Source organism: Paraburkholderia hospita (assembly GCF_002902965.1).
GTDB classification, from domain to species: Bacteria; Pseudomonadota; Gammaproteobacteria; order Burkholderiales; family Burkholderiaceae; genus Paraburkholderia; species Paraburkholderia hospita.
Map to the genome: position 1 here is coordinate 430,565 of NZ_CP026107.1, position 14,265 is coordinate 444,829.

14 protein-coding genes are annotated in these 14,265 nt (G+C 63.7%); 6 read left to right on the forward strand and 8 right to left on the reverse strand.

Annotated features, from left to right (window positions below; genetic code table 11):
- Positions 1-7 precede the first annotated feature (7 nt).
- The 3 genes from C2L64_RS35085 to C2L64_RS35095 form a co-directional block, all read right to left on the reverse strand.
- Positions 8-1,303: a TolC family protein gene (locus C2L64_RS35085; protein ID WP_007584677.1), complete on the reverse strand. Its 1,296-nt coding sequence runs from the start codon at positions 1,301-1,303 to the stop codon at positions 8-10.
- A 92-nt stretch (positions 1,304-1,395) separates the two neighbouring features.
- Positions 1,396-1,758, reverse strand: coding sequence for a hypothetical protein (locus C2L64_RS35090; RefSeq protein WP_007584678.1), 363 nt, complete (start codon positions 1,756-1,758; stop codon positions 1,396-1,398).
- Positions 1,759-1,894: 136 nt separating this feature from the next.
- Complete coding sequence (locus C2L64_RS35095; protein ID WP_007584679.1) at positions 1,895-2,302, reverse strand: MerR family transcriptional regulator; 408 nt, start codon at positions 2,300-2,302, stop codon at positions 1,895-1,897.
- Positions 2,303-2,372: 70 nt separating this feature from the next.
- Here C2L64_RS35095 and C2L64_RS35100 point away from each other — a divergent pair, with 70 nt between their 5' ends.
- A complete protein-coding gene (locus C2L64_RS35100) occupies positions 2,373-4,373 on the forward strand; it encodes a heavy metal translocating P-type ATPase (protein WP_238554657.1) in 2,001 nt (666 codons plus the stop codon).
- 308 nt (positions 4,374-4,681) lie between these two features.
- Here C2L64_RS35100 and hpxZ read toward each other — a convergent pair whose 3' ends face one another.
- From hpxZ to C2L64_RS35125, 5 genes are read right to left on the reverse strand one after another with little or no spacing between them, the layout of a single operon-like run.
- Complete coding sequence (hpxZ, locus tag C2L64_RS35105) at positions 4,682-5,074, reverse strand: oxalurate catabolism protein HpxZ (protein ID WP_007584681.1); 393 nt, start codon at positions 5,072-5,074, stop codon at positions 4,682-4,684.
- Complete coding sequence (locus C2L64_RS35110) at positions 5,074-6,477, reverse strand: AtzE family amidohydrolase (RefSeq protein WP_007584682.1); 1,404 nt, start codon at positions 6,475-6,477, stop codon at positions 5,074-5,076. Before C2L64_RS35110 ends, hpxZ begins: the two co-directional genes overlap by 1 nt.
- Positions 6,474-6,665, reverse strand: a complete 192-nt coding sequence (locus tag C2L64_RS35115; protein ID WP_007584685.1) for an AtzG-like protein — start codon at positions 6,663-6,665, stop codon at positions 6,474-6,476. Before C2L64_RS35115 ends, C2L64_RS35110 begins: the two co-directional genes overlap by 4 nt.
- Positions 6,666-6,676: 11 nt before the next feature.
- Complete coding sequence (locus C2L64_RS35120) at positions 6,677-7,828, reverse strand: amidase (RefSeq protein WP_007584687.1); 1,152 nt, start codon at positions 7,826-7,828, stop codon at positions 6,677-6,679.
- Entirely contained in the window at positions 7,825-8,631 is an 807-nt protein-coding gene (locus C2L64_RS35125; protein ID WP_007584692.1) for a cysteine hydrolase, read from the reverse strand. Before C2L64_RS35125 ends, C2L64_RS35120 begins: the two co-directional genes overlap by 4 nt.
- Before the next feature lie 196 nt (positions 8,632-8,827).
- Here C2L64_RS35125 and C2L64_RS35130 point away from each other — a divergent pair, with 196 nt between their 5' ends.
- From C2L64_RS35130 to C2L64_RS35150, 5 genes are all read left to right on the forward strand, one after another.
- On the forward strand, positions 8,828-9,853 hold the full coding sequence (locus C2L64_RS35130; RefSeq protein WP_007584693.1) for a BMP family protein: 1,026 nt from the start codon (positions 8,828-8,830) through the stop codon (positions 9,851-9,853).
- Positions 9,850-11,430: an ABC transporter ATP-binding protein gene (locus C2L64_RS35135; RefSeq protein WP_007584694.1), complete on the forward strand. Its 1,581-nt coding sequence runs from the start codon at positions 9,850-9,852 to the stop codon at positions 11,428-11,430. Before C2L64_RS35130 ends, C2L64_RS35135 begins: the two co-directional genes overlap by 4 nt.
- Entirely contained in the window at positions 11,427-12,545 is a 1,119-nt protein-coding gene (locus C2L64_RS35140; RefSeq protein ID WP_007584695.1) for an ABC transporter permease, read from the forward strand. Before C2L64_RS35135 ends, C2L64_RS35140 begins: the two co-directional genes overlap by 4 nt.
- Positions 12,542-13,459 (forward strand): ABC transporter permease, encoded by a 918-nt coding sequence (locus C2L64_RS35145; RefSeq protein ID WP_007584696.1) that lies wholly within the window; start codon positions 12,542-12,544, stop codon positions 13,457-13,459. The genes C2L64_RS35140 and C2L64_RS35145 overlap by 4 nt, the downstream gene beginning before the upstream one ends.
- Before the next feature lie 74 nt (positions 13,460-13,533).
- A complete protein-coding gene (locus C2L64_RS35150) occupies positions 13,534-14,247 on the forward strand; it encodes a TetR family transcriptional regulator (RefSeq protein WP_007584698.1) in 714 nt (237 codons plus the stop codon).
- Positions 14,248-14,265 lie beyond the last annotated feature (18 nt).

Genomic DNA, 14,265 nt, shown 5'->3' on the forward strand with positions numbered 1-14,265 from the left:
TTCTCCTTTACTGACCCACGGACATCGACGCCGGCACGACCTGGTATTCGAGCTGTGCCCAGGTTTGCGATACATCGCGTTGCAGGTCCAGCACCTGAAGTTCCGCCTCGAGTTGCGCACGCCGGGCAGCAAAGTTATCGGCGAGCGAGCCGGCGCCTGCCCTGTACGCGGCAGCCGCAAGTTGCACGCGCTGGCCGGCAGCCGGAAGCAGGGAGTGGGAGAGACTGGTAATGCGTTCGCGACCGCTAGCGAGGATGGTGGACTGTGTGCGGATGTCCGCTTCCACCTGACGTTGCGCGTCTTCGTACATCAACCGCGCCCGGGTGGCGAGTTCCGCCTTCTCGCTCGCATCCCGGTCCTGGCGATTCTTGCGATTGATGGGCAGCGGAATGCTGACGCCAACCGACACCATGTTCGAATACGCGCCACCGCGTTGCTGGTAGGCGACTTCCCACGTCCAGTTGGGGCTGCGGTTACTGTTCGCGACGGCGGTATCGGCATCGGCGACGGCAATGTCCCGAGAGGCCGCGACGAGCGCTGGCTGCACCTCACGCAGCTCCTCCGGCGGCAGCGATGACACATAGGACTGCGGCGCCGGCGGTTCGCCCGTCACGTCCGAAACGGGCGTTGCCGTCCAGCGGGACAGGCCGATGAGCGCGGTCTGCAATGTCTGCTGCGTCTTGAGCAACTGGTCCTGTGTCTGCGCGAGCATCGCCTGGGCCTGGGTCACATCGGCGGCGGTCGCTTTCGCTCCACGATAAGACGCTTTCGTCGCATCCAGTTCGTGGGTCATATGGTCAACGAGCTGCCGTTGCAGCGAAACGGCCTTCTTCGCGTAGACCGCGCTGAGCCACGCTATGGCCGTTTGCTGGCGGGTGTTCGCGAGTTGGCCAAGGTAGCCGGCCCGTTCGCGGTCCACCAGGTCGTTCGCCAGTTCGGAGCGGAGTCGGCGCTTGTCGCCCGACACCCATTCCTGCTCGATGCCGATACGACGCATCGTCATGAAGTCCTGGCCGATTGTGTATTTCTGCTGCCCGGTCACCGGCAGGTTATCGACGCCGGCCTTGAGTGTCGGGTCAGGCAACTGGCCGGCCCGGACGGCCGCTTCCGAACTCGCGCGCACGGAGGCCTGTGCCGCCCCCATGGTGGTCGAGTGGTCCGTGGCGGCCCGAAGCGCTGCATCGAGCGTGACGGGTGTTTCCTGAGCGTACGCAGCGACGCTCGTGAGAATCAGCGCGGTAAAAAGTGAATGCGCGCGCAGTGGTGCACGCCGACGTGACGGCGTGTCAATGGTCAAAGGCATGGTCTAACCCCAACGGCGGACTCCCATAGGGAATCCACGTCCTGGACGCAGGACGACATCGCCGCTAATGCGGCGAACCTGTCAGCAAGGGATTAGATGGCGCGAGGAGGTCGCCAGAGACCGCCCGGTTCACGGACGATGAGCGACTGCGCGTAGTGGAAGACGACGGGGGTGGACGGTCCCGCAGGGCGGGTGACTTCGATGCGCGAGGCCGGGTGATACAGGCTGCCAAGCTGGCATTGCGCCGTTGCCTTGCAGAAGAACCCTTTGGCTTTTCCCGGCTGAGACGATTGCATCATCTCGCAGCCGGGCATGTCCGACGACATCGCGCTGCCTTCGTCGGAACCCATGCTCATCTGCATCGGACATTCACCCGTCAAGCCGCTCGCCGCCAGCCCACTGATGGGCAGCACAGCGCAAAGCAGCAGGAGGAGCAATGTCCGGAGAAATTTCATGGCTGGGATTATAGCCGAGGTCGTTCAATCGCGATCGGGCCGGGTTTCCTACTGCCTGGACGTCACGAAATCATTCCCTGATAGCGTCGGTGATCAGACTTCGTGCCCGCTTTTGCGTGAGATGACGGAACAGCCACTAGGTCGCAGGCGAAAGCGCTTCGATAATCCGGCACTCGTCGACGGTTCCACAACTGCACTGATCGATCAGGTTGTCGAGCTCTGCCTTCAGCTTCCGTAGATCCCGGATTTTGCGCTCCACTTCACGCCTGTGTTCGGACGCGATGGCATCGATCGCGGAACATGAGCGGGTTCGGTCATCCGCCAGGGCGAGAAGCTCGCGCACCTGCTCCAGCGGAAAACCCAGATCGCGTGCACGTCGGATGAAGCTCAAACGGTTCAGGTGATCGACTGCGTACGCGCGGTAATTCCCCTCGGTCCGCGCAGGCGCGGGCAACAAGCCGGTCTTTTCATAAAAGCGGATGGTTTCCACTTTCGTGCCCGTTGCTTTGGCTAATTGGCCAATCGTCAATGTTGGGCTATCCATTTCTTGACCCTGTAGTGACTATAGGGTCTATCGTAGACCTCACGAAGACACTGGTCGAGGTCGAAACACTGTGAACGCTCCCGACTCACTCAAGCTGCGCATTGAGGGAATGGACTGTGCGGCCTGCGCCGTCAAGATAGAAAACGCGATGAAACGATTGCCGGGCGTGAGCGACATCAACGTCAGCTACGGTCAGCAAAGTCTGTCGCTGACATTCGACGGAGATCGGACCTCGTCGACCGCCATCGAGGACAAAATCCGCGCGCTGGGCTTTACGCCCGTCGGTGGGGTCTCGCGCAGAACCGCGGCCTCCGCTAGTCCTGTTGCTGAGCCTCGCTCATCATGGTGGCGGGAACGTAAGCCTCGCCTCACGCTAACTATCGCAGCGATGTTTGCGCTCGCGTTTGTGGTAGCGCATGTTGAGCCTGCCTTCGGGCAATGGGCGTATTCCGTCGCGGCGCTCATCAGCATCGTGCCTTTCGCGAAGCGCGCGTACGCCGGGGCAATCTCGGGCACGCCGTTCAGCATCGAGACGCTGATGTCCGTCGCCGCGCTCGGCGCCATGCTTATTGGCGCGGCGCAGGAGGCAGCGGTTGTCATTCTTCTGTTCGCAATCGGTGAACTGCTGGAAACAGTGGCGGCGGGAAGAGCCCGAGCCGGCATCGAGGCGCTGATCTCACTGGTGCCGCGCGATGCGTTGCGCGAACGCTCAAATATTCTTGAGCGGGTGCCGGCCGACACGCTGGAAATCGGCGACGTCGTCGTCGTGCGACCCGGCGATCGTATTCCCTCCGACGGCAGGGTGATGGACGGCGTCGCGGAAGTCAATGAAGCGCCCGTCACCGGTGAGTCGGTTCCAGTGGTCAAGGAAACGGGAGCGGTCGTTTTCGCCGGGAGCATCAGTACGAATGGTGAGCTGCGTATCAGCGTCACCAGTATGGCTGTCGACAACACGATTTCCCGCATCGTTCATCTGGTCGAGGAGGCGCAGGAATCGAAAGCGCCGATGGCACGGCTGATCGACCGCTTCAGCCGGCGATACACGCCAGCCGCGATGGTGGTTGCGCTGCTGGTGGTCATCGTGCCGCCTCTCGTTTTCCATGCGGACTGGGCCACGTGGCTCTATCGTGGTCTGGCGACGCTGCTGATTGCCTGCCCCTGCGCGCTGGTGATCTCGACGCCTGCCGCCATCGCGTCGGGCCTTGCTTCAGGGGCGAGACGCGGGCTGCTGGTCAAGGGCGGCGCAGCCCTCGAAACGCTCGGCAAGATTAAAACGGTCGCGTTCGACAAGACTGGAACGCTCACGCGGGGCAGTCCACGGGTGACAGACATTGTCCCAGTCGAAGGGACGCGAGACGATGTTCTCGCAAAGGCGGCCGCGGTCGAACGCAAGGCGAGCCATCCGCTTGGCAGGGCCATCGTGGAAGCGGCGAGTGGCCGCGGTCTTGAACTGCCAGCCAGTTTCGGCGCTGCGTTGACGAAGCCGGGCGAGTCGGTCACCGCGCGCCTGAAGGGCGGCTTCGTGTCGGTTGGTTCGCCGCTCTATGCGAAAAAGCAAACGGTGCTCGACGCGCATATCGCGCAGCAACTGGAGGCGCTTCAGCGGCAGGGCAAGACAGTCGTAGTGGTGCTGTCCGGCAAGCGGGTCGAGGGGCTTATCGCGTTGCGTGACGAGCCACGTAGAGATGCCGCAGAAGCGATCGCCACACTACAACGCATGGGCATTGGAACGATCATGCTGACGGGCGACAATCAAAGAACGGCGGACGCCATCGGGGCGACCCTGGGCGTGCAAGTCAGAGCAGAACTACTGCCTGACGCCAAGCTTGCCGAGATTGAAGCAATCAGGAAAAAAGGCCTGGTCGCGATGATCGGGGACGGCATCAACGACGCTCCGGCATTGGCCGCAGCGTCTGTCGGTGTCGCGATGGGCGGCGGAGCCGATGTCGCGCTGGAAACTGCGGACGCTGCGCTACTGCATAACCGTGTGATGGCGTTGCCGATCTCATTGCATTGTCGAAATCCACACTCGCCAACATCTGGCAGAACATCGGGCTCGCGCTCGGTCTGAAAGCGATTTTCCTGTGTACGACGCTGCTCGGCGTTACCAGTCTGTGGATGGCCATTCTCGCGGATACAGGTGCCACTATTCTCGTTACTGCGAATGCGCTACGGCTGCTCCGTGTCAGGCATGACCGACCATTCCAACGCGCATCGAGGGGGCGTAACGAAGCTCTGCAACCCGAGACCCGATGAGCTGCCGAGGTAACGCTTCCCCGCCATCAATCGTAAGCCCGCCCCGAGCGGGCTTTTTTGCATCCAATGTCCGGCATGCTCAGCAAACGCCGCTACGCCGATGCCAGCGAAAAGACAAAAGCATCACGAACCTGGGTCCACGCCCATCCAACTCACATGCGCGCTCACCACGCGCCAGCCTTCGGGCATCTTCACCCACGTCTGACTTTGCCTGCCGACACGCGGCTCGTTATCGCGCCGAAACTCGATATTAGCGACGGCGAACGCATCGCCATAAGTGGTAACGACACGCGCCGTCACCGTGCGCTCAAGTCCCTTACCGGGCCGCGCAGCGCGAAACGCACGGATCGCGTCATACCCATAAAGATTTTCCGTCGCGCCATACCGCAGCGTATGCGGTGAATCAAAAAAGAGCGCATCGAGCACAGCGACATCATTGCTCACGAGCGCCCGTTCATAAGCATCGAATGCCGCGTTGACTTCAGCGAGTACATCGGGCCGATTGATCTCGATCATCACTGTGCCCCTGCATCGAACGCCGGCGGCGGACAATACGCGACCTCCGCAGCTTCAAGCCGCCGCGCCGCTTCAAACGCAAGCTCCTCACGCCACGGCGGCGCGATCAACTGAACCCCGATCGGCAGGCCATTCCGCGTACGCATCGGCGCGACGACGACGGGCAGTCCGAGACAGGAAACCGGCTGCGTCAACAAACCTAGATTAGGCCGCACAGCAAGTCGCTCACCATTGACGTCCATGAACTCATCGCCAATGTGGGGCGCCACGACAGGCGTAGCCGGCGCAATCAGCACATCGTAATGCGAGAACAGTTCCAAAACGCGACGCCGCAACGCAGCCCGCACGCGTTGCGCCTGCACGATCCACGCAGCGGGCAGCAACGCACCCGCAATCAGCCGATCACGCGACAAGGGTTCACGCTCGTCATAGCGCGCGTGCAGATTCGCCATATGCAGTTGACCGCCCTCGGCCGCCGTAATCAGAAACGCCGCGCCGCGCGCCGCATCGGCATCGGGATATTCAACGGTATGCGTCGCCGACAACGCTTCAGCGGCAACGTGCGAGGCTTCACGTGCATCGTCATTTGCGTGTTCGTCGAAATAACCACCGAGCCGCGCCACGCGCAACACACCCGGCCGCGCATTCGCGGATTCGAAGCCACGCTGCGCGCATGAGGGATCGAACGGATCCGTGCATTGCAACGCGTCGTAGACGGCGGCGAGATCGTCCACGCTACGCGCGAAAGCGCCCATATGATCGAGGCTTGCGACGAACGGCCAGGTGCCGTGCCCCGACAGGCGTCCATAAGTCGGCTTCACGCCGAACACGCCGCACAGCGAAGCAGGCACGCGCACGGAGCCGTTGGTATCGGTGCCGAGCGTGATGGGCACGAAGCCTGCCGCAACAGCCGCCGCGCTGCCGCCCGACGACCCGCCCGCGGTGCGCGTCAAATCGTGCGGATTGCGGCACGGTCCCGCGTGATGGTTTTCGGTCGTGAAGCCATACGCGAACTCGTCCATGTTGAGCGCGCCGACCATGATTGCGCCTTGATCGCAAAGGCGTCGCACGAGCGTTGCATCGGCCGTGGCGGGCGGCGCGTCGGCAAGCACGCGCGACCCGGCGATCGTCGTAACGCCCGCTATATCGAACAGATTCTTCGCCGCAAACGGGACTCCCGCCAGCGGTGGCAATGTCTGACCGCTTTCGCGACGTGCATCGAGCGCGTCGGCTTCGGCAAGCGCACGTTCGCGCGTGACGGCGGTGAATGCGTTGATCTGCGCGTCGTGTGCGTCGATCCGGGCGAGCGTCGCCTCGATCAATTCACGCGCGCTGAAGGCGCCCTCGGCATACGCGCGCGCGATGGACAGCGCGCTGCCTGAAATAGTGCTGAATGTCGTCATGCGCGATACACCGTCGCGGGTTCGTCGTTTATATCGACGGGATAGGCCAGCACGGGCCCGGCAAGCTGTGCGACGCGCGCGAATTGCGCTTTCACGCGCGCGGCGACTTCCGCCGGAAGCCCCGGGAAATGCAGGGCGAGCGCGGCGTCGACATAGGCGTCGAGCGTGATCTCGAGGGAAGTTGACATGGGTGTCGGGTTCACAGAAGAGTGGGGAAGAGTTGGCGTGCCCGCGCGATCAACGCACGATCGCTGCCGCGCGGGCCGATGATCGACAGTGCGAGCGGCCGCTCGCTTTCGTTCGCGACGGGCACGGTGACTTGCGGCAAGCCGCCGAACGCGGCAATCGCATTCATGGTCAGCGCGTCGCGATAGAACGCATCAGTACGTTCGGGTGTTTCGTGCTTGCTCAACAACGAACGCGGCGTGGTCGGCAGCACGATCAGCGTGTCGCCCACTATGCCGTCGATGCGCTGCGCAAACGCCGCGCGCATGACGTGGCAGCGTTCCACTTCGGCTGCGTCGTGCATTTTCAGGCGCGCGAAGCGTGCGGCGATATCCGCGCCGAAGTGTGGCTTGGTCGCATCGATCCACGCACCCAGCGACGCACCGATCGCATCGTCCTGCAACTGCTGATATACATGCAGCCAGCGCGCACGGTCATCCGCGATGACTTCGATCTCATGTTGTGTAGCGAACAATTCGCGCAGGCGCTGCGCGTCGCCGGGTTCGTTCGTTGCACGTGCATCGAATGCTTCCTTGCAGCGCACGAGGGCCGAGGGCGCATCGACGGCAGGCACGTCATCCAGCAACACGTCGGCGACGCGCGCGAGCATCGCGCCCGTGGGCGCAAACCAGCCGACGGTATCGAAGCAGGGCGCAAACGGCAGGACGCCTTCCAGCGATACAGCATCGTGAGTCGGACGAATTCCCCACAGTCCGCAGAACGCGGCGGGCACGCGCACCGAGCCGCCCGTATCGGTGCCGAGCGCGAAGTCCACTTCGCCGCTCGCCACGGCGGACGCCGAACCGCTCGACGATCCGCCCGGCAGCGCAAACGGCCAGCGCGGATTGAGCGGCGTTCCGTAGTGAGCGTTCACGCCTTCCAGACTGTAGGCGAGTTCATCTGTAATCGTTTTGCCGTCCACGGATGCGCCCGCGTCGAGCAATCTGGCGACACAAGGCGCATGCCGCGCGGCGGGACTGTGAGTTGCGAGCCAATCGGGGTTGCCGCCGCCCGTCGTCGTGCCCGCCACGTCGATCAGATCCTTGACCGCGAAGCGCAAGCCATCAAGGGCACCGCGCGCGGTCGCGCTGACCCGGAGGCGCGGGCCTGGAATGAACGCGCTCATACTGCGGCTCCCTTCAGCGCGGCAGCGAATTGCAGCGAATCCGCGACAAAGCCGAAGCACTTCTTCACATTCCAGATGCTCGCTTCCGTGCAGTACGTGGGCGACGATGTCGCGCAGCAATCGGTCAGCATCACGCAGCCGTAGCCGAGAAAGTTTGCGTCGGTGAGCGTGTGCAGCACGCACTGATCGGTGTTGACGCCCGCGAAGAACACCGTGCGCGTGCCGACGTTACGCAGGATGCTGTCGAGCGGCGTGTCCCAGAAGCCGCTGATGCGGTACTTGTCCACGCAGATATCCTGCCGCTCGATCTTCAGTTCGTCGACCACGGCGGCGGCCCACGAATCTTTCTCCAGCACGCGCGCGCCATGCTCCGGCAACGGCTCGCCGAGACCGATGCCCGTGCCTTTCGGCTTGTACAGATGGATCTGATTGGGCGGCATGTTCGCGAGATCCGGCCGGTTGCCCCAGTTCACCCAGATGACAGGAACGCCGCTTTCGCGCACCACGGGCAGCAGGCGCTGCAGTGGTGCAATCGGCTCGCGGTCCGCACTGTAATCGCCCCCAATGTGGTCCACCCACCCGCCTTTGGTGCAGAAGTCGTTCTGCATGTCGATGATCACAAGCGCCGATTTTTCGATGTCGAAGCGCACGTTTTGCGGCTCGGAATCGAGGATGGCGATGCGCGGCGCAGGCGTCGGCGCGGCCATGTCGACGAGCGTTCCGGTGGCCGTCCAGCGCGTCTGCGCGAAAGCGCCGAGCGCGCCGCCAGGCGTTGCCAGGTCTGGGTTCGAGTTGTCGTTCACGGGGTTCTCCAGAGCGTTGAGCGTGTGATGTCCGAGGGTTCCTGAAACGGCGATCTGCACGTCGCCAATGTCGCCCGCCGAATCGGAAACGCGGGAGCGTTCCGGCGGGATCGAACGCGCATTGGCATCGAAGTTGCAACGTGCATTTCAGTCATGAATAACCTACTTACCCAAATCCAACGCAAAAGGAGTGCCAATGATGATCGGTTCGCAACAGGCATCGAACGGAAAACTGCGCCGTCGGCTCGTGGCTCGCGCGCTCGTCGTGGCGGGAATCGTCGCACTCGCCGCGCCGTCGTTCTTCATTCCCGCCGCGCACGCCGCCGATGACGCGATGCGCGTCGGCGTGCTGATTCCTGGCTCGAAGACGGACAAGGGCTGGATGGAATCGGGCTACGACGGGGTGGTCGCCGCGCAGAAGGAATTCGGCCCGAAGCTGAAGACGCAGATCATCGAGAACATCAACTACGCGGACATGGAGCAGGCGCTCACCAATCTCGCGTCGAAGAATCAGCTGGTGATCGGCATCGGCGGACAGACGCAAGCGGCTGTGCTGAAGATCGCCAAGCGCTTTCCCAATGTGAAGTTCTCGGTTGTCGGCGGCAACAAGGGCGAGAACATGCCGCCCAACGTCGCCGGGTACGACGTGAAGCAGGCCGAGATCGCATTCGTCGCGGGCGCGGCCGCTGCGATGATGTCGAAGAGTGGGGCGGTGAGCTACGTGGGCGGCATGGAGATTCCGTCCATCGTCAACGCGGGCAAGGAATTCGGCAACGGCGCGCGCTATATCAACCCGAAGGTGAAGTACTTCGAGAGCTATACGGGCGACTTCGACAACGTCGCCAAGGCACGCGAAGCGACGGCTGCCGCGATCGCGCAAGGTGCCGACGTCCACTATCACATCCTGAACCTCGGGCTGCGCGGACTGGAGCAGGCGGCGAAGGAAAAGAACACGCACGTCATCGGCAGCTATACGGACCGTTGCGGCACCGACCCGCTGTATGTGGCGTACAGCATCACGGGTGTCGGCTACCAGGCGCAGTACGCGATCGAGCAACTCGAGAAAGGCCAATGGCAGCCGGGCTATAAGGCCTTCGGCCTCGCGATGGGACCGAAGGCGTCGAGCATGGTGATCTGCAAATCGACGCCCGCGATGGACGCGAAGCTCAAGCAGATCGAAGACGATATCCTGAGCGGCAAGATCAAGGTATCCGAAGGATGAGCACGCTCGCGTCTCCCGTCGCGCGTGCCGAGCCGATTCTTTCGCTGACGAACATCGGCAAGCATTTTGGCGCGTTCACGGCGCTCGAAGGCGTGTCGCTCGATCTGATGCCGGGCGATGTGCACTGCCTGATCGGCGAGAACGGCGCGGGCAAATCGACGCTGTGCAACGTGATCTTCGGCGTTCATCAGCCGGATGCGGGCGCGATGCAGGTGAACGGTGCGCCGTATCGTCCGCGTAATCCGCGTGAGGCGTTGGCGCACGGTATCGCGATGGTGCATCAGCACTTCAGCCTCGTCGACGACGCCAGCGTGCTCGACAATCTTCTGCTCGGGCAGGCGCGAGGCTGGCTCAACCGGCAGCGCGAAGCGGCGCGATTGCGTGAAGTGCTGGCGAGTGTCGGGCTGGAACTGGCGCTCGATGCGAAGGTGGCGGACCTGTCGGTCGGCGAGCGGCAGCGTGTTGAGATCGTCAAATGCCTGATGCGCGAGCCGCGTCTCCTGCTGCTCGACGAGCCGACGGCCGTGCTGTTGCCCGCCGAGATCGACGCGTTGCTCGACACCTGCGAGCGCGTCGCTGCGCGCGGCTGCGCGGTGGTCCTCGTCACGCACAAGCTGAAGGAGATTTGCCGGATCGCCACGCATGCGACGGTGCTGCAATCGGGGCGCGTGGTGGCACGTTCGGCGGCGCCTTCGAGCGAAATCGACAGGCTCGTGCATGCGATGATTCATCGCCCGGGTAAAGACGGTGATGAGGACGACGCCGATCTGACGAACCGTCTGTCACTCGTTAGCGCGCGCTCGCCGTACTCGCGCCCGCTCGCCGAAGAGGTATTGCAGATCGACGGCCTGAGCGCACGCGATGCCGAAGGCGTCACGCGCCTCGAAGATTGCACGCTAGTCGTGAATCGTGGCGAGATCGTCGGCATTGCGGGTGTCGAAGGCAATGGACAAAGCGAACTCGGCGCGGTGCTCGCGGGCATGACGAGCGCGTCGGCGGGACGCTTTTTTATCGCGGGGCGCGACATGACGAACGCGACGCCGCGCGAACTGACGCAAGCAGGCGTAGGCATCGTGCCGGAAGATCGACACGCGGTGGGTTGCGTCACGGGCATGAGCGTCGCCGACAATCTGCTGCTCAATCATCTCGACCGCTACACGCGTGCTGGCTTTCTGCGCCGCCGTGCAATGCGCGCCGACGCGCTCGACCTGATGCAGCGCTTCGACGTACGCGCAAGCGGCCCTGACGCGCTATTCGGCGGGCTTTCGGGCGGCAATCAGCAGAAGGCCGTGCTCGCGCGCGAACTGACGCTCGATCCGCTGCTGTTCCTGCTCGCCGCGCAGCCGACGCGCGGCCTCGACGTAGGCGCGGTCGCCGCCGTGTATTCACACATCCGCGCCGCGCGCGATCGCGGCGTGGGCGTGTTGCTGATTTCCTCCGAACTCGACGAACTGATGAGCGTCGCCGATCGCATCGTCGTGCTGTATCGCGGGCGCGTCATGGGCACCTGTACGCCCGAGGCGAGCAATCGCGGCCGCATCGGCGCGTGGATGGCGGGCTCGGGAGAACCTGCATGAATCCGCAGATGAAGGTGCAAACCCTGTTCGGCTCGACGCTTGACGCGCAAGGCTGGCGCGCGCGTCTGCCGCATGTGCGCGTCGCGTGCGTGATCGCCGGGGCTGTCGTATTCGCGATGCTGGCGGCGCTCGCGTTGATCGCGCTGATGGGCGTACCCATCGGCGACGCGCTCGCGGCCTTCGCCGACGGCGCATGGGGCTCGCCGTATGCAATCGGTGCGTCGATCAATCGCAGCCTCGCATTCGCGCTCGTCGGCACCGGCTTCGTGATCGCGAATCGCGCGAAGCTCACCAACGTGGGCGGCGAAGGGCAGCTCGCGATCGGCGGCATCGTCGCGACCGCGCTGAGTCTGTACGGCGGATGCGCGCATTTGCCGTTCGGCCTGTCGTTCATCGTGCCGATGCTCGGCGCCGCCGCCGCGGGCGCGCTGTGGGGCGGCGTACCTGGCGTGCTGAAAGCGAAAGCCGGCACCAACGAAGTGATCAGCACGTTGTTGCTGTCGTTCATCGCCGTGTGGCTTCTTTACTGGTGCGTGCAAAGCGAAGCGCTGCTGCGCCAGCCGATGACGAACGGCGCGACCTTGCCCGAATCGCTCGAAATTCCCGATCTGACCAAGCTCCCGGCGATTTTCGCCGCGAGCGGCATGAACCTCAATATCGGGCTGCCCGTCACGATCGCGCTGGCGATCGGTTCCGCCTTCCTACTCACGCGCACGCGCTTCGGTCTATCGCTGCGCGCGGCGGGCCTCAACGCGGTCGCCGCGAGGCGCGCGGGCTTGCCGATCACATCGTCAATCGTCGGCGGGCTGGCGCTTGCGGGCGCGTTCAGCGGGCTCGCCGGCGCGTTGATGCTGCAAGGCGATCAATACTCGCTGAAAGCGGGCTTCTCGTCGGGCTATGGATTCGACGGTCTGGTGGTCGGCCTGCTCGCGCGCGGCTCGATCACAGGCGTATTCGCGGCGGCGCTGCTGTTCGGCTTTCTGCGCTCGGGTGGCATCAACATGGAAATGGTCGCGCAGGTGCCTTCCGCGCTCGTGCTGATCGTGCAAGGTATCGTCACCATCGCGCTCGCGGGCGGCGCGATGTGGCTCGATAAGGGAGATGCACGCCAATGAATCTCGAACTTCTCGCAGTCTTTGCGGGCGCGTCGATCCGCCTCGCCGCGCCGATGATGCTCGCGTCCACGGGCGAACTCGTGAGCGAGCGCGCGGGCGTGCTCAACATGAGCGTCGAAGGCATGATGCTGACGGGCGCGTTTCTCGGCGCGACGTTTTCATGGCTGACGGGCAATCCGTCGATCGGTTTGCTGTGCGGCATGCTCGGCGTGATTCCCCTCGCGCTGCTGCAGGCATTCCTGAGCGTGACAATGCGCGCGAATCAGATCGTGACGGGCATCGGCATCAACATTCTGGCGCTCGGCGGCACGACGCTCGCTTACCGCGAAATCTTCGGCGAGCGTTCGAGCGCGGTGATTCCGGGCCTTGCGCACTGGTCGCCGCCCGTGCTCGGCACGCTGCCTGTCATCGGCGAACCGATATTCGGGCAAGTGTGGCTGCTGTATGCGGGGCTCGCGGTGCTGATCGGAACCTACGTGATGATGCGCTACACCGCGTTGGGCGTCGCGCTGCACGCGACGGGTGTCGCGCCTCGCGCGGTCGATCAGTCGGGTCTCGGCGTCGCGCGGATTCGCTACGGCGCGGTGGTGTTCTCGGGCGTGATGTCGGCGGCGGCGGGATGCTTCATCTCGATCGGCGACATTCACACGTTTACGGAAGGCATGACCAACGGCGCAGGCTACCTGGCCATTGCCGCGATCATCTTCGGCAACTGGAAGGTCGGCCGCACGGCGCTCGCGTGCCTGCTGTTCGGCGCAGCGACGGCGATGCAGTTTCAACTGCCGATGTTCGGCCTGCATGTGCCGACGGCATTGCTCATCATGCTGCCGTATCTGCTCGCGCTCGTCGCCGTCGCGGGACTGATTGGCCGGCAATCCGCGCCGCCTGCGCTAACCCAGCCGTTCAGGCGTTGAGCGCGAGAGCACCGGGGGCGCGGCGGAGTACCATAACGAATCGCCGGGTCATTCTTCAATCATTCATCGACACCATGCCACGCAACGCCTCTGCACCAAGCGCACCCGCCCGAACGGCGAAGGACGAGCCCACGCGTCGCCAGCAACTTGCAGCAAAGACGCGCGAGCGCATTTTCCGGATCGCCATCAAGGAGTTCGCTGACAAGGGCTTCAGCGGCGCGCGGGTGGAAGGGATTGCGAGTCGCTCGAAGGTCAATATCCGCATGATTTACCACTACTTCGGCGGCAAGGAAATGCTGTATGTCGAAGTGCTGGAGCATGTGCTGGCGAAGCTGCGCGAAGCGGAACTGGCCGTCGAGCTGGATGAGAAGACCGTCGACCCCGCAACAGGCATCTTGCAGCTTTACGATTTCACCGAAGGGCACTTTTCAGCGCACCCCGAGTTGCTGTGTCTGCTTTCGTGGGAGAACCTGAATCGGGCGCGCTACCTGAAACGATCGAAGGTCATTCCCGCGATGTCGTCGCCCGTGCTCGACAAACTGCGCACGTTGATCGAACGCGGCGAGGCCGCTGGCGAGTTGCGCGAGGGGATCGATCCGCTGCATATGTACGTGACGCTCGTGAGCCTCGCGTATTTTCACAAGTCCAATGCGTACACGCTCTCACGGATGTTCGACACTGAAATGCTCGCGCCTGCATGGCAGGCCGCGCACAAGGCACAGGCGCACGAACTCGTGCGCGCGTTTTTGACGGGAGCGCGTGTGCCGGAATTGGCGGCGCACTTCTGAATTTGCCGATAAGGCGCC

Excerpts from the sequence above, each read along its gene's own strand:
- C2L64_RS35085 (WP_007584677.1), bottom strand. The coding sequence starts at position 1,303 with ATGCCTTTGACCATTGACACGCCGTCACGTCGGCGTGCACCACTGCGC.
- C2L64_RS35140 (WP_007584695.1), top strand. The coding sequence starts at position 11,427 with ATGAATCCGCAGATGAAGGTGCAAACCCTGTTCGGCTCGACGCTTGAC.
- C2L64_RS35145 (WP_007584696.1), top strand. The coding sequence starts at position 12,542 with ATGAATCTCGAACTTCTCGCAGTCTTTGCGGGCGCGTCGATCCGCCTC.
- C2L64_RS35150 (WP_007584698.1), top strand. The coding sequence starts at position 13,534 with ATGCCACGCAACGCCTCTGCACCAAGCGCACCCGCCCGAACGGCGAAG.
- C2L64_RS35115 (WP_007584685.1), bottom strand. The coding sequence starts at position 6,665 with ATGTCAACTTCCCTCGAGATCACGCTCGACGCCTATGTCGACGCCGCG.
- C2L64_RS35110 (WP_007584682.1), bottom strand. The coding sequence starts at position 6,477 with ATGACGACATTCAGCACTATTTCAGGCAGCGCGCTGTCCATCGCGCGC.
- C2L64_RS35135 (WP_007584694.1), top strand. The coding sequence starts at position 9,850 with ATGAGCACGCTCGCGTCTCCCGTCGCGCGTGCCGAGCCGATTCTTTCG.
- C2L64_RS35095 (WP_007584679.1), bottom strand. The coding sequence starts at position 2,302 with ATGGATAGCCCAACATTGACGATTGGCCAATTAGCCAAAGCAACGGGC.
- hpxZ (WP_007584681.1), bottom strand. The coding sequence starts at position 5,074 with ATGATCGAGATCAATCGGCCCGATGTACTCGCTGAAGTCAACGCGGCA.
- C2L64_RS35090 (WP_007584678.1), bottom strand. The coding sequence starts at position 1,758 with ATGAAATTTCTCCGGACATTGCTCCTCCTGCTGCTTTGCGCTGTGCTG.
- C2L64_RS35130 (WP_007584693.1), top strand. The coding sequence starts at position 8,828 with ATGATGATCGGTTCGCAACAGGCATCGAACGGAAAACTGCGCCGTCGG.
- C2L64_RS35120 (WP_007584687.1), bottom strand. The coding sequence starts at position 7,828 with ATGAGCGCGTTCATTCCAGGCCCGCGCCTCCGGGTCAGCGCGACCGCG.